Raw genomic sequence first — 13,742 nt, 5'->3', positions numbered from 1 at the left:
GCATGGCCTCTTTAAGAATAAAATTTGCTGCCGTCACCCTCGGCAGCCTTATTGCAGGAGGGCTGATTTCAGTTATCGCCTGGCAGTCTGTGCATTCCGCAGAAAAAACAGAACAGACCACGACGGAGAGAAAGGTACTTTTCTGGTATGACCCGATGAAGCCGGATACCCGGTTTGATAAACCCGGCAAGTCTCCGTTTATGGATATGGATCTGGTGCCGAAATATGCCGATGAAAATGACGAAAAAAGCAGTGAGGGTATTCGTATTGATCCGACGCAGGTTCAGAACCTGGGACTCAAAACGCAGAAAGTGACGCGGGGATCGCTGAATTACGCCCAGACCATACCGGCCAACGTCAGTTATAACGAATATCAGTTTGTCATTGTGCAGGCGCGTTCTGAGGGTTTCGTCGAGAAAGTGTACCCACTGACCGTGGGCGATCATGTTAAAAAAGGGACGCCGCTTATCGATATCACCATTCCGGAATGGGTAGAAGCGCAAAGCGAGTTCCTGTTGTTATCGGGTACCGGCGGAACCCCTACCCAGATAAAAGGTGTTCTGGAGCGACTACGTCTTGCCGGCATGCCGGAAGAGGATGTTCAACGACTGCGTGCGACCCGGAGTATCCAGACCCGTTTTACTATCAAGGCCCCCATAGATGGCGTGATTACGGCGTTTAACCTGCGCACGGGCATGAACATTACCAAAGATAACGTGGTGGCACAGATTCAGGGGATGGATCCGGTCTGGATCAGTGCGGCCGTGCCGGAATCCATTGCGTATCTTCTCAAAGACAGCTCGCAGTTTGAAATTTCAGTGCCCGCGTATCCGGATAAATCATTTGCCGTTGAAAAATGGAACATTCTCCCCAGCGTGGATCAAACTACCCGCACGCTGCAGGTCCGTCTGCAGGTCTCCAACCAAGACGAAAGCCTGAAACCCGGCATGAACGCCTACCTGAAACTGAACGCCAGGAGCCAGGAGATGCTGCTGATCCCATCCCAGGCCGTGATTGATACGGGCAAAGAACAGCGGGTGATTGTGGTCGATGCGGAAGGGCGTTTTGTGCCGAAAAACATTCATGTTCTGCATGAATCTCAGCAGCAGTCCGCGATTGGCAGCGGACTGAGCGAAGGCGATGCTGTCGTGGTCAGCGGTCTGTTCCTGATTGACTCCGAAGCCAATATTAGCGGTGCATTGGAGCGCATGCGTCATCCTGAAAAAACTGACGACGCGCATTCTGGCCATTAAGGAGACGATGATGATTGAATGGATTATCCGGCGCTCCGTCGCCAACCGTTTCCTGGTGATGATGGGCGCTTTGTTTCTCAGCGTCTGGGGAACATGGACTATCATCAATACCCCTGTGGATGCATTGCCCGATCTGTCTGATGTGCAGGTGATCATTAAAACCAGCTATCCCGGTCAGGCCCCGCAGATTGTTGAAAATCAGGTCACGTATCCGCTCTCGACAACCATGCTGTCGGTACCCGGCGCAAAGACCGTGCGTGGTTTTTCCCAGTTTGGTGACTCCTATGTGTACGTCATTTTTGAAGACGGTACCGACCTGTACTGGGCCCGCTCGCGCGTTCTGGAATACCTGAACCAGGTTCAGGGCAAATTGCCTGCCGGAGTAAGCTCAGAAATAGGACCAGATGCCACCGGTGTCGGCTGGATATTTGAATATGCTCTGGTGGATCACAGCGGAAAACACGATCTTGCAGAACTGCGTTCCCTTCAGGACTGGTTCCTGAAATTCGAACTGAAAACCATCCCTAACGTCGCGGAGGTTGCGTCAGTAGGCGGCGTGGTTAAGCAGTATCAGATTCAGGTTAACCCGTTGAAGCTGGCGCAGTACGGTGTCACGCTGCCCGACGTTAAACAGGCTCTCGAATCATCTAACCAGGAAGCAGGGGGATCATCCATTGAAATGGCGGAAGCGGAGTACATGGTCCGCGCCAGCGGTTACCTTCAGTCCATTGATGATTTCAATAATATCGTCCTGAAAACGGGCGAGAACGGCGTGCCGGTTTATCTGCGCGATGTGGCCCGCGTGCAAACGGGCCCGGAAATGCGGCGTGGCATTGCAGAACTTAACGGCCAGGGCGAAGTTGCTGGTGGCGTCGTGATCCTGCGCTCGGGGAAAAACGCACGTGAAGTTATTACCGCAGTGAAAGACAAACTGGAGACGCTGAAAGCCAGCCTGCCAGAGGGTGTCGAGGTGGTGACCACCTACGATCGCAGCCAGTTAATTGACCGCGCCATTGATAACCTGAGTAACAAACTCCTTGAAGAGTTTATCGTGGTGGCCATCGTCTGTGCGCTGTTCCTCTGGCATATCCGCTCTGCGCTGGTGGCGATCGTTTCTCTGCCGCTTGGCCTGTGCATTGCCTTTATCGTCATGCATTTCCAGGGGCTAAACGCCAATATTATGTCTCTGGGCGGGATTGCCATTGCCGTGGGGGCGATGGTGGATGCCGCCATTGTGATGATTGAAAATGCGCATAAACGGCTGGAAGAGTGGGATCATCAACACCCAGGGGAGCAGATAGACAACGCAACCCGCTGGAAGGTCATTACCGATGCGTCCGTTGAAGTGGGCCCGGCGCTGTTTATCAGCCTGCTGATCATCACCTTGTCGTTCATCCCCATTTTCACGCTTGAGGGACAGGAAGGGCGCCTGTTTGGGCCGCTGGCCTTCACGAAGACGTATGCCATGGCGGGCGCGGCCGCGCTGGCAATCATCGTCATTCCTATACTGATGGGGTTCTGGATCAGAGGGAAAATCCCCGCGGAGACCAGCAACCCGCTGAACCGACTGCTGATTAATGCCTATCATCCGTTATTGCTTCGCGTGCTCCACTGGCCGAAAACGACCTTGCTGATTGCGGCGTTAACTATTTTTACGGTCATATGGCCGCTGAGTCAGGTCGGGGGGGAATTTCTGCCAAAGATCAATGAGGGCGATCTGCTGTACATGCCTTCAACGTTACCTGGCGTATCGCCGGCAGAGGCTGCCGCGCTCTTGCAGACGACAGACAAATTAATCAAAACCGTCCCTGAAGTGGCCTCCGTATTTGGTAAGACCGGTAAGGCCGAAACGGCGACCGACTCCGCGCCACTGGAAATGGTCGAAACCACCCTTCAGCTTAAACCTGAAGATCAGTGGCGACCAGGAATGACGATTGACAAGATCGTTGATGAACTGGATAAGACCGTGCGTTTGCCCGGCCTGGCTAACCTCTGGGTACCGCCGATCCGTAACCGTATAGATATGCTCTCCACCGGCATTAAAAGCCCAATCGGTATCAAGGTGTCTGGCACCGTTTTGTCTGATATTGATGTCACGGCACAACGTATCGAAGCGGTGGCCAAAACCGTGCCGGGCGTGGTTTCAGCACTGGCAGAACGTCTGGAAGGCGGACGCTACATCGACGTGGATATCAACCGCGAGAAAGCATCCCGATACGGAATGACGGTGGGTGATGTGCAGCTGTTTGTCTCATCAGCCATCGGTGGCGCAACAACCGGCGAGACGGTTGAGGGCGTAGCCCGTTACCCGATCAATATCCGCTACCCTCAGGATTACCGAAACAGCCCACAGGCACTGAAACAGATGCCCATTCTGACGCCCATGAAACAGCAAATTACCCTGGGCGATGTCGCTGATATTCGTGTCGTTTCCGGACCTACCATGCTGAAAACGGAAAATGCCCGTCCTGCCAGCTGGATTTATATTGATGCCCGTGGCAGGGATATGGTGTCGGTTGTAAACGACATTAAAACCGCTATCAGCCAGCACGTAAAATTAAGACCGGGCACCAGTGTCTCTTTCTCCGGACAGTTTGAATTGCTGGAGCACGCCAATAAAAAACTGAAACTGATGGTGCCAATGACGGTAATGATCATATTCATTTTGTTATATCTGGCATTCCGTCGTGTTGATGAGGCACTGCTTATTCTGATGAGTCTGCCATTCGCCCTGGTCGGCGGAATTTGGTTCCTGTACTGGCAGGGCTTCCATATGTCCGTGGCGACCGGAACCGGCTTTATTGCCCTGGCCGGGGTGGCAGCAGAGTTTGGCGTGGTGATGCTGATGTATTTGCGTCATGCCATTGAAGCCCATCCGGCGCTAGCCCAGCGGGAAACCTTTACCGCGGAAGGTCTCGATGAAGCCCTTTATCAGGGGGCGGTACTCCGCGTGAGACCGAAAGCGATGACCGTAGCGGTTATCATTGCAGGTCTGTTGCCCATCCTCTGGGGAACCGGTGCGGGCTCAGAAGTCATGAGCCGGATAGCCGCGCCGATGATTGGAGGAATGATTACGGCTCCGCTGTTATCCCTGTTCATTATTCCGGCCGCCTACAAATTAATCTGGCTGCGAAGACATAAATAAACGCGCGACGATATTAAAAGGACACGCTGGAGTGTCCTTTTTTATGCGTATGGGGCAGGGGGTTATTCCCCGTATGGCCCAGTGACAGAAATGTCATCAGCCCGTCACGGGATAAACAGAGGTCGGTTTTTATAATCAATGATAATTCAGACGCCGATGCATTTATCTCTGACTTTTCATTCAGCGATATTGCAGAGCATGTAAACTTAGGAGATTCGACCATGAAAAAGATCCTGTTATCCATTGTCACCATTATGGCTGTCACATCATCTGGCTGGGCAGCAGAAACGATCAACATGCACGACCAGGTTAATAACGCTCAGGCAACTGCGCATCAAACCATGGCTGAGATGCACAAGAAAATGCTCAAAGCTGGCCCCTGTAATACTCCCGAATCGGCAAAGTCTTTCTCTGCGATGAATGAGCATGAGAAGGCCGCCGTTGTGCATGAAACGGCGAACAATGGGCAGTCTTCTGTTATTCACCAGCAACAGGCAGAGAAACATCGCCGTATGAATCAGGCGAATTAACTGGCGCGTGGTGGATGTCACGGGTATACGCTCCTCGAGTGAGGGGCGTTTTCAGCATCTTTTAGAAGGTCGCAGTAAGAATGCAGCCACCGCTGAGCAGTATCATGCCGATACGGAGAAGCGCTGCAGTTGGTTTGCAGACATGACCAGGCGAGGTTACAGCGCGCGAGAATGTTCTTCTCTCTGGCTATCGTTTTTCGCCATATCCATTAATAGTGCGATACCAATATAGTTACTCCAGTTAAATGCATTTTGAAGCACGACTACCGCATTGCCTTTTTGTTTATCGAAACCGATAAAGCTTGAGTAGCCGCCAATATAGCCTACCTGATAAGTAATTTTTTCCAGACCGATAAAGTCGGTGGTCCAGGCAATACCCTGTACACCATCGGCGCGTTGAATATCGGTATTACTGACTTCAGCAAAGACGCTATCCAATAAGCGATTGTCGGTTGTCGCCACGTGATAGCGGGCATACGCGGCCAGATCTTCGGCGTTACTGTATAAACTCGCTGCCGCTACCATGTTGTTGGAAAAATGCCAGTCGGGCGTCAGCTGCCCGCGCGGGATGAATTTGGGCTGATCGCCAGCATGGCCAAGCGCACGCTGCGGGTATCCCTTTAACGTCTGGGGAGTAAAACTACTGTTAGCCATTTGCAGCGGTTGAAAAATATAGCGCGAGGCTAAACTCTGAATATCTTCGCCAGTTTTGTGTTTCAGGATATAGCCAATCAGGGCATAGCCGGTATTAGAGTATTGCGGCATTTTATGCTGCGGTGCATGCCAGTTGGCTAAATAGCGCAATACGTTATCGCTATCCAGTTCGCCATAAAAGTTATCGCCACTGCTTAAATAGCTGATGAATTTTCCCAGCATCGGAACATCCATATTCTGACGGGGCAGGCCAGAGGTGTGGGTCACCAGTTCCAGTAGAGTAATTTTTTGTGCATCTGCGCTTAAGGGCGTACCCGGTGGCAGCAATGTCGACAGGTTATCGTCCCAACTCAGCCTTCCTTCGTTCACCAGACAAGCCACCACTTCCGCCGTAATCCCTTTGCTGAGCGAACCGAGGGCAAACAAGGTATTGGACCCGATCGGGTAGCGATTGGCCGCATCGGTTACGCCCCAACTGTAAAACTGCGGAGAACCGTAATTATGGATCACCGCAACCGTCATCCCGGGAACGGATTTTTGCGCCATATAGTGACGGACCACGCTATCAACGTCGCCGTCCAGCGATTTATGGGTGAGGAGTTCCTGTGTTCCTGCCGGGGAGGACATTTGCGAGAGGGTGCCACAACCGCTCAGTGACGGGATAACAAGCAGAAGCCAGCGAAAATGTTGAGTTATGTTCTGCATACCTGTCATGTGTGGTGGTCATTAGAGCGCCCGGAATGTATCACACCTGGCCTGCGTAAACGCCATTTTTCTACGCTTTAGCCGCCAGGGGCGATTTCTGCGGTTATCCCGCCTTTATTACGCAGAAATAGTGGTTTGACAGGAATAGACGTTTTACGGGTACTCATGTGCGCCGTTTGCTTTAGATAATCCCTAAAGTGCGGCGTCTGTCTGTGGAGTTGATAATCTTCCTCACTGGCGTAAATCTCATAAAAATACCAGCGGTGGGGATCATCTACGTCTGTCGCGGCATACATGGCAAGCACACCTTTTTCTATGTTGAGCGACTGAGCCATTTCAGGAAGGACAATGTTTTTGAATTCAGTCTGATATTCTGGCTTCACCTCAACTACCACCAGATTATTGATGGTCCGCCCATCGGGTATGATGTGTTTGTCCCCTGTAAATTGCGGCACCAGTGTGATTTTCAGCTTCTGATCAATCATATCAGGAGCTTGAGCAACAAACGCTTTATATGGAGAGGCATCCAGATGTTTGCGGTAGGCCAACTCGCTTGCATAAAGCTCAACCATATATGCCTGACGCGCCTTGTCACTGCGTTTCAGCGCGTACATCGCCAGCGTGCCCGCCTCATGATCAACCGAAGCGGTGATTGTTTGCCTGGCAACCTCATCAAAATGTCTGTCCCGATCGGGCGTGATGCTTATCTCAACGATATTCATCACGGGCGTATCCTGTATACCCTGACTTTTTGCAAAGGCAGGGCTACTTATTAGCAGGTAAGCTAAAAACATGAGACTCTTTTTCATGATGATCCTTTTTTCTAAACCAGAAACAGGCTACCGCGTCCAGACCTGCTTAACGTCTTTGGTATGCGGCGTATTTTGCGCCATAACCCCCGTCAGAAAGTGGGGCTGATAACATTCTTCCAGATAGCGGATCGCCTCCGGGCTCAGCTGCAGGCTCACGGCGTTTACCGCACCTTCAACATGATGTTTTTGCGTGGCACCAACAATGGGTGATGTGACCCTGGTCAGTAGCCAGGCGAGTGATATTTCCGTCATGGATACCTGATACTGTTCGGCAAGCTCGGCAACGCGTTCGATAATGATCCGATCTTGTTCTGCCGTACGGTCATACTTCCCGCGGGCGTAGTCATCCTCGACGGCTCGCCGCGTGTGGCCTTCTTTACGGGACAGGCGGCCGCTTGCCAGCGCACTATAGGGCGTCAACGCGATCCCATCCTCAGCGCATAAACCGAAGAGTTCACGTTCATCTTCACGCATAATCAGGTTGTAGTGACTCTGCATGGAAACAAAGGGCGTCAGCCCTTCGCGTTCTGCAAGCGCGTTCGCCTTAGCCAGCTGCCAGGCGTAGCAGTTTGAGATCCCTATAGCGCGCACCTTGCCGGCAGTAACGGCGGCATGCAGCGCTTCAAGCACCTCGAGAACGGGCGTGTTGTAATCCCAGATGTGGTAAATGTAGAGGTCTATGTAGTCCATACCCAGATTTTGCAGACTCAGATCCAGCGAGCGGGCTATTGCCTGTTTTCCGCGGATCCCCTCGGCAATTTGCGCGGGCGTCCGCGGCAGAAACTTTGTAGTCAGCACCACATCATCGCGCTTCGCCATATCACGCAACGCCCGGCCAACAAACCGTTCACTCGAACCGTTCTGGTAGGCGATGGCGGTATCGTAAAAATTGATGCCCTGTTCAAGTCCGTAGCGAATGATGTGCCGGCTTTCCGTTTCGTCCAGCGTCCAGCGATGCTGGCCTGTCATCGGATCGCCAAACCCCATACATCCCATGCAGATGCGAGAGACAAGTAAGTCACTTTTACCGAGCCGGGTATACTGCATCGTTATTCTCCTTCCGAATTATTCACCAATAGCGTTAAGCAGGTCGACAAGCCTTGACGCGTGCTCCCGGGCAAGCGTTTTTTGCTGGGCGATTTTCTCGGCATCCCTGTCGGCGTAGCTGATACCGCAGGTATAAATCGGTGCCAGCATCTCAAGATTGCACAGCCTTGCCGTCGTCTCGAAGACAATGAGATACTCCTCAATGGTGTGGCCAAAGAAACCGTCAGCGGTGTAAAGCGCTTGCGGTGCCCCCGTTGTGAAGGAGAGAACCAGCTTTTTACCACCCAGTTTCGCCGTGGAACCATGCGCGAAACCGTGAACAAAAACTTCATCCAGCCACTGTTTCATGAGTCCCGGGAGTCCGTACCAGGAAAAAGGGAACTGCCAGACAATCACATCGGCCCTGAGCAGGCTTTCCTGCTCCGCTCCGATATTGAATTTGCCGTCCGGATAGAGCCAGTCCAGACGACGAATTTCAGCGTCGGGCAGGGCTGTCGCCACCTCGTCAAGGATGGTGGCGTTGGCGACAGAATGGTTAAGTTCTGGATGTCCGGAAACGATAAGGATATTTTTCATTTCTATCAGTTATGTTGAATTGATGGATGTTTAACTCAGGCGTGTTTTCAGATGCAGCGTCTTAAAAAGACGGGACGTCAGCCACGCCGTGCTTTTAGTTTTTAAATTCTTCTGAGAAGAGATTTTCCCAGTTAATAAAGGAGCCAAGAGGAATGCACTCGAAGCTTAATAAGCCTGCTTTCGCCAGAGGGAATTCGGCCATTACGTTCATCGCTTCCTCGACAGCGTCACATTCAAGGAAAATAGCGACGCCGGGTCTGTCCTGACGAAAGTAGATGTCGCGGATGAGGCCTGATTTATACAGTCCCCAGGCGTGCAATGCTTCAGCAGTAAGGTGCGGTGCATATTTTTCCGGCGATGCACCCGCGGCGGGAATATCCAGACATAAAATTCGCATCAGTCGCTCCAGTAATCAGTTTTCAGTGAGAAGAGCAGAAAGTATAAGAGCCTCTATGTATGAAGATAAGGCGAGCATTGACTTAAGCATCTTTAGTCTGTACTTAATAATCAGGCGGTAATTGCTTAAGGAAAATGCTATGAATAACGCTCTTTATAATCAGATCCGCATCTTTCAGAGCATTGCGCGTGAAGGAAATATCTCGGCAGCTGCGAGGAAACTTGAAATCACGCCGCCATCCGTCAGCAATGCGCTTAAGTTGCTGGAAGAGCATATTGGTCATCCGCTTTTTGTGCGCACGACCCGGCGTATTGAGCTGACCGAAACCGGGCAACAGTTGCTGGAACAAACGGCCGCCGCGGTGGATTCGCTGGAAAAATCGCTGGAAAGCATTCGCGATCGGAATCATGAACCCTCTGGTGTGGTAAGAATTACGCTCTCGCGTTTCGCCTATCTGTTAATTCTCAAGCCTGCAATGGCTGCGTTCTGTCAGCAATACCCAAGGATTCAACTGGAAATTTCGGTCTTCGACGGTACCGTGAATATTATCGAGGAGCGTTTTGACCTGGGGATTCGTTTTGGCGATATTCTGGAGGGTGGGGTGGTAGCACGGCCGTTAATGAAACCGTTTCGTGAAGGGTTATACGCATCCTCTGCCTATCTCGCTGAACAGGGTATGCCTGAGGTGCCGGCAGATCTCAGTCATCACCGATTGATTGGTTACCGTTTTATCACTAACAACCGCATCCTTCCGTTGATCCTGAACGATCGCGGAGAACAGTTAACCGTTGAAATGCCCGGACAGTTAATCAGCAACGATATTGATGTTATGGCAGACGGAATTCGTAACGGACTGGGAATTGGGCGCTTGTTCGAACCCATCTGGCGGTTACAGCCAGATCGGGAACAATTTGTACCTGTGATGGAGAGCTTCTGGAAAACCTATCCGCCAGTGTATCTCTATTACCCGAAAAACGCGGGGAAAACGAAAAGGGTGAAAACCCTGATTGATTTTCTGATCTCCGCGACCGAGCGATAAGGTTGCGCAGGCACAGGGCGAAGTCCCGCCAGTAGTGGCGGGAATGTGTTTAACGCTGCATGTTATTGCGTGTCTGGCGGATTTGCTGGCGCCAGGCGCGATTATGAAGGGTAAATAGCAGCATCTTATAGAAGGAAGGAGATCGTATACAGAAACCGCTGAGCAGCAACATGACAACACTCACCAGTGCGGCTGTTAAATTGACGCCTGGCCAGATGGTGCCGCTCAGAGCCGCAATCAGATAAACGACCGTCAGCAGAAGGCTTATGAATGCCAGAGAAAGATGTACCCGCACGGCGCGAATGCTGCCTTTACCCATCATAAACATCGTCAGACCGTTGATGCCGGCGAACAGAAGGGCAATCAACACTACCCACACAAATACCTTTTCTGCCGGCTGATTGAGTGCGGCGAGTACGCCGTAGCCCAACCATAGCTGCGGAATAGCAAAACTGACAATCACCCCGAGGGTGCTGATTGCCGCAGGGATACCCATAGTGTGTAGCCCCACGGGCTTACCCATCTGCTGGACCAACTGCGTTTTCAGTTCTTGCAACTGTGAAGCGTTGGCATTGTTTATACGTACCGCTATGTCGTCACAGTGTTGTAGACGACGGGATAGCTCTTTAAGCATTTGAATACTCTACGCTTAATTTGGGGAAAATGACTGTAATAGTCCTACCACATAGCGCCCAGACTTGACTGTGTTCTGTGGATTTCGAATGGTGCCCGTAAGTGAACTACCAACAAATGCCGAGGCATTGGTTACCGCATTAACCAACTCACGCTGCAGTGATTTTTGCAATGATTCGCTGGGGAATCGTTTCGGATAAACACCTGCACGAATTGCAGCCTTAACTCCGGAACTGGAGATGCCAGGATTCTGAGCTTTGATGATTTCTTCTGTAATTCGTTTTCTCTCAGCACGACTAAGGCTCTGGAACCAAGTTATAACTTTACTTGAGGAAGCCGCTTTCATCAGCTTGTAAGTTTCTAATGTACCTTTCAGTGCCGTTCCAGCAGCAGCCAGCGAAATAACATCCAAGACTGTAGAAGTGGCAATATACCAGTCCTGGCTGTCCAGCCAGGCAACATCGGATCCGTGATCGTTATTAATAGCCAGCAGTCTGCCAGCTCCAATCATGCACTGCGCACCGGTCGCGAGTGCACCTGATAGACTAATTGCAGCTATTACCCCGGATCCTCCCGCAGTCATTGGTACTGCCGCACCGGCACCAAACGCCATGACCAACGTTACGATCATCGCACCACAGGCAAAACCAGTTGAGGTAATTTCAGTGGCCAGTGACGGCGCAGTGAGAGCAGCAACAACGGCTTTTTCAGCACTGTGTTGCTTGATTTCCGGCACTTTACTTATCACCACATGGCTCACGGTGCTCTGATTAGCATCCGCGATACGGCGGGAAGGGCGTACAAGCCAGCGTTGTCTACCATCGTCAAAAATAATACCGACGTTGTAAAAATTTCGCATGCAGTCCAGCTGTTCAGCCAGTTTTTTAAAATCGATATCTGCACCTGTCTGATTACCGAGACTGCGAGAAAGGTCGTAACCAGGTAAAGTGTTGTCAGGTGAAGGTTGACCAGGGAGGTTCATCAGAGAATTCCTTCGTTCCATGAGGGCAAATGACGCTTTTGTGGACTGCCTGAATATTCAAACGGCAAGCAGAGTAATTTTATGATTTCGATGATAGCAGTGTTAAAACTTTGATCCAATATCTGGGGGCCAGCCAGAATAGGTAGGAATTAGAAAAGGGTAGGATTGCCTAATTAGCATTACTCAGGAATGGATCATAATATTCAATTTAACATAATATACATTATGCGCACTTACATAGATTAAGGCAGAATCTGGCTTTTTATGGTCGTCCTTGTTCTGGTGTTTGATAGCCTCTAATGCACCTTATCTGCTCCGAATCCTCTAAACCTGCATAGCCATCTTCACTCACGCTGTTTATTCTCTGGCTTCTCTGCCGGCGCTGCATACCAGTTATCTTCCGTCACGACGACCGCGCCTTCTGGTTGCATCACAAAGTTTGGCGACATGATTTGTACATTAAACTCGTTGAAGACATCCTGAATATTGCTGTGCAGTTCATTGCGGGCCTCCGCCAGTGATTGCCCGGCACGCAGCTTCACCTGAAGTTCATAAGCAATATACCAGTCCATCAAACTCAATTGTCTTACCAGCGGCTGTTGTGACTGATCGATACATTTCGCCCGTCTGGCGGCAATCTCCAGCATGGCATGAACTTGCCGCCATGGCGTGTCGTATCCGATAGTGACACCTGTCGTCAGGTTCACGCCACCATCTGGATTTTGCGCGCTGAGATTAGTGATTTTGCCGCTAACTACGACAGCATTCGGTACGGTTACAACGTAATTCTCCCGCGTAATGATTTTCGTCGCGAGCATACCTATCTCGGTAACTAACCCTTCGTTATCCGCGACCCGAATGATGTCGCCTTTTCTCAAGGCTCTCGAGTAAATCAGTACCAGGCCACTCATGGCATGGTTCATCACCCCGGCAGATCCCAGGGTCAACATCAGCCCAAAGAATACACTGATACCTTTAAAGGCCAGTGAATTGGCCCCGGGTAAAAACGGGTATGCCGCGGACAGAGCAAATAACCACACCACTACAGAAATTAACTTCCGCGTCGCGCCGACGGTTTCAGGATGGATCCCGGGAAGGTGTAAACGCCCTGCTTCTACCTGATTTAACAAGACTTTAAGGAGTTTTAGAATGAAGGCTGTGATAAGAAAAATAATCAGGACGATCAAAATGCCCGGCATAGCCGAGACAATGGACAGTGCGATATCCCGCAGAACACGCATGGTCCAGTCACCCAGCGATGCCCCCCAAACGCGCGTCCAGGGAAACAGACTGAATGACCAACTTAGCCAGATATAAAGCCCGAGAATACCCAGAATAATCATCAGCAAAGCATACAAACGAGTCTCAATCGCGCCGACAAACCTGCGCCAGCTTTGTGGAATGATACTGCGGTTCTCAAGAATGCGGCCTCGGTAAAAACGCCTTACTCCACGCCATGACCGCCAGGCACCGTACCAGAAAACAAACAGTGCCAGCAGCCCTGCGGCCGTTTTGCCTGCCGATAATGCCAGCCACCCGGCGTCATATTGATCGCGAAGTGCCGTACGTTGTGCCTCCATTCGAGTCAGCACACGTTGAGCAGCTTCATCAAGCGTCAGGTCGTCACCCTCATCGAGATCGGCTTGTGCCAGTAACATCACCGGCTTGCCGTTCATCACAATCAGTCTTCCCGGTTGGTTGTAACGGGTAACCGGAATAATTTTCAGGGGCTCCAGAACATCCTGTTGAGAGAAATTGCGCAGCGTATTACGAATGCGCAAAACTCGCTCTTCAGGCGTGGTCAGACCGAATTTTGCCTGCAGCATTACAATCGGCTGATGGAAAATATAAACCGTTCTGGCGCGCTCCCGATCTGTCGGCTCCTGGCGCGGCTCTGCGGCTACGCTGAGAAAGGAGATTACCGAGAGCAAGCATGACACTGTAACGAGCAGGATCCTCTTCATTTCCA

At 51.2% G+C, this 13,742-nt stretch carries 12 protein-coding genes; 4 read left to right on the top strand and 8 right to left on the bottom strand.

Features of this window, described 5'->3' with window-relative positions:
- Positions 1 to 2: 2 nt before the first annotated feature.
- The 3 genes from AM379_RS19700 to AM379_RS19690 all read left to right on the top strand — a co-directional run bounded on the left by AM379_RS19700 (position 3) and on the right by AM379_RS19690 (position 4,928).
- A complete protein-coding gene (locus AM379_RS19700; protein ID WP_106504116.1) occupies positions 3 to 1,253 on the top strand; it encodes an efflux RND transporter periplasmic adaptor subunit in 1,251 nt (416 codons plus the stop codon).
- A gap of 10 nt (positions 1,254 to 1,263) precedes the next feature.
- A complete protein-coding gene (silA, locus tag AM379_RS19695; protein WP_106504115.1) occupies positions 1,264 to 4,398 on the top strand; it encodes a Cu(+)/Ag(+) efflux RND transporter permease subunit SilA in 3,135 nt (1,044 codons plus the stop codon).
- A 221-nt stretch (positions 4,399 to 4,619) separates the two neighbouring features.
- A complete protein-coding gene (locus tag AM379_RS19690; protein WP_032678164.1) occupies positions 4,620 to 4,928 on the top strand; it encodes a hypothetical protein in 309 nt (102 codons plus the stop codon).
- 156 nt (positions 4,929 to 5,084) lie between these two features.
- Here AM379_RS19690 and AM379_RS19685 read toward each other — a convergent pair whose 3' ends face one another.
- The 5 genes from AM379_RS19685 to AM379_RS19665 form a co-directional block, all read right to left on the bottom strand.
- Entirely contained in the window at positions 5,085 to 6,287 is a 1,203-nt protein-coding gene (locus AM379_RS19685; RefSeq protein WP_106504371.1) for a serine hydrolase domain-containing protein, read from the bottom strand.
- A gap of 77 nt (positions 6,288 to 6,364) precedes the next feature.
- A complete protein-coding gene (locus tag AM379_RS19680; protein WP_106504114.1) occupies positions 6,365 to 7,096 on the bottom strand; it encodes a putative quinol monooxygenase in 732 nt (243 codons plus the stop codon).
- A 30-nt stretch (positions 7,097 to 7,126) separates the two neighbouring features.
- The gene (locus AM379_RS19675; protein ID WP_106504113.1) at positions 7,127 to 8,146 is read right to left on the bottom strand and encodes an aldo/keto reductase; all 1,020 of its coding nucleotides are present in this window, start codon (positions 8,144 to 8,146) and stop codon (positions 7,127 to 7,129) included.
- Between the two features lie 18 nt (positions 8,147 to 8,164).
- A complete protein-coding gene (locus AM379_RS19670) occupies positions 8,165 to 8,722 on the bottom strand; it encodes an NAD(P)H-dependent oxidoreductase (RefSeq protein ID WP_106504112.1) in 558 nt (185 codons plus the stop codon).
- Between the two features lie 94 nt (positions 8,723 to 8,816).
- Positions 8,817 to 9,119, bottom strand: a complete 303-nt coding sequence (locus AM379_RS19665) for a hypothetical protein (protein ID WP_025204181.1) — start codon at positions 9,117 to 9,119, stop codon at positions 8,817 to 8,819.
- A 139-nt stretch (positions 9,120 to 9,258) separates the two neighbouring features.
- Here AM379_RS19665 and AM379_RS19660 point away from each other — a divergent pair, with 139 nt between their 5' ends.
- Complete coding sequence (locus AM379_RS19660; protein WP_106504111.1) at positions 9,259 to 10,158, top strand: LysR family transcriptional regulator; 900 nt, start codon at positions 9,259 to 9,261, stop codon at positions 10,156 to 10,158.
- 49 nt (positions 10,159 to 10,207) lie between these two features.
- Here the strand turns inward: AM379_RS19660 and AM379_RS19655 are convergent, their stop codons facing one another.
- The 3 genes from AM379_RS19655 to AM379_RS19645 all read right to left on the bottom strand — a co-directional run bounded on the left by AM379_RS19655 (position 10,208) and on the right by AM379_RS19645 (position 13,737).
- Positions 10,208 to 10,792 (bottom strand): hypothetical protein, encoded by a 585-nt coding sequence (locus tag AM379_RS19655; RefSeq protein WP_106504110.1) that lies wholly within the window; start codon positions 10,790 to 10,792, stop codon positions 10,208 to 10,210.
- Positions 10,793 to 10,807: 15 nt separating this feature from the next.
- On the bottom strand, positions 10,808 to 11,773 hold the full coding sequence (locus AM379_RS19650) for a hypothetical protein (protein WP_032678158.1): 966 nt from the start codon (positions 11,771 to 11,773) through the stop codon (positions 10,808 to 10,810).
- A 344-nt stretch (positions 11,774 to 12,117) separates the two neighbouring features.
- A complete protein-coding gene (locus AM379_RS19645; protein WP_032678157.1) occupies positions 12,118 to 13,737 on the bottom strand; it encodes a mechanosensitive ion channel family protein in 1,620 nt (539 codons plus the stop codon).
- Between the last annotated feature and the right edge of the window lie 5 nt (positions 13,738 to 13,742).

It is taken from the genome of Enterobacter cloacae complex sp. FDA-CDC-AR_0132, assembly GCF_003010695.1.
Taxonomy (GTDB): Bacteria; Pseudomonadota; Gammaproteobacteria; order Enterobacterales; family Enterobacteriaceae; genus Enterobacter; species Enterobacter ludwigii.
Note: the sequence above shows the minus strand (reverse complement) of the source record. Positions and strands in the feature narration are given on the sequence as shown.

What these genes read in the sequence shown, in the direction of transcription:
- AM379_RS19700 (WP_106504116.1), top strand. Translation starts at nt 3, where the DNA reads ATGGCCTCTTTAAGAATAAAATTTGCTGCCGTCACCCTCGGCAGCCTT.
- silA (WP_106504115.1), top strand. Translation starts at nt 1,264, where the DNA reads ATGATTGAATGGATTATCCGGCGCTCCGTCGCCAACCGTTTCCTGGTG.
- AM379_RS19690 (WP_032678164.1), top strand. Translation starts at nt 4,620, where the DNA reads ATGAAAAAGATCCTGTTATCCATTGTCACCATTATGGCTGTCACATCA.
- AM379_RS19685 (WP_106504371.1), bottom strand. Translation starts at nt 6,287, where the DNA reads ATGCAGAACATAACTCAACATTTTCGCTGGCTTCTGCTTGTTATCCCG.
- AM379_RS19680 (WP_106504114.1), bottom strand. Translation starts at nt 7,096, where the DNA reads ATGAAAAAGAGTCTCATGTTTTTAGCTTACCTGCTAATAAGTAGCCCT.
- AM379_RS19675 (WP_106504113.1), bottom strand. Translation starts at nt 8,146, where the DNA reads ATGCAGTATACCCGGCTCGGTAAAAGTGACTTACTTGTCTCTCGCATC.
- AM379_RS19670 (WP_106504112.1), bottom strand. Translation starts at nt 8,722, where the DNA reads ATGAAAAATATCCTTATCGTTTCCGGACATCCAGAACTTAACCATTCT.
- AM379_RS19665 (WP_025204181.1), bottom strand. Translation starts at nt 9,119, where the DNA reads ATGCGAATTTTATGTCTGGATATTCCCGCCGCGGGTGCATCGCCGGAA.
- AM379_RS19660 (WP_106504111.1), top strand. Translation starts at nt 9,259, where the DNA reads ATGAATAACGCTCTTTATAATCAGATCCGCATCTTTCAGAGCATTGCG.
- AM379_RS19655 (WP_106504110.1), bottom strand. Translation starts at nt 10,792, where the DNA reads ATGCTTAAAGAGCTATCCCGTCGTCTACAACACTGTGACGACATAGCG.
- AM379_RS19650 (WP_032678158.1), bottom strand. Translation starts at nt 11,773, where the DNA reads ATGAACCTCCCTGGTCAACCTTCACCTGACAACACTTTACCTGGTTAC.
- AM379_RS19645 (WP_032678157.1), bottom strand. Translation starts at nt 13,737, where the DNA reads ATGAAGAGGATCCTGCTCGTTACAGTGTCATGCTTGCTCTCGGTAATC.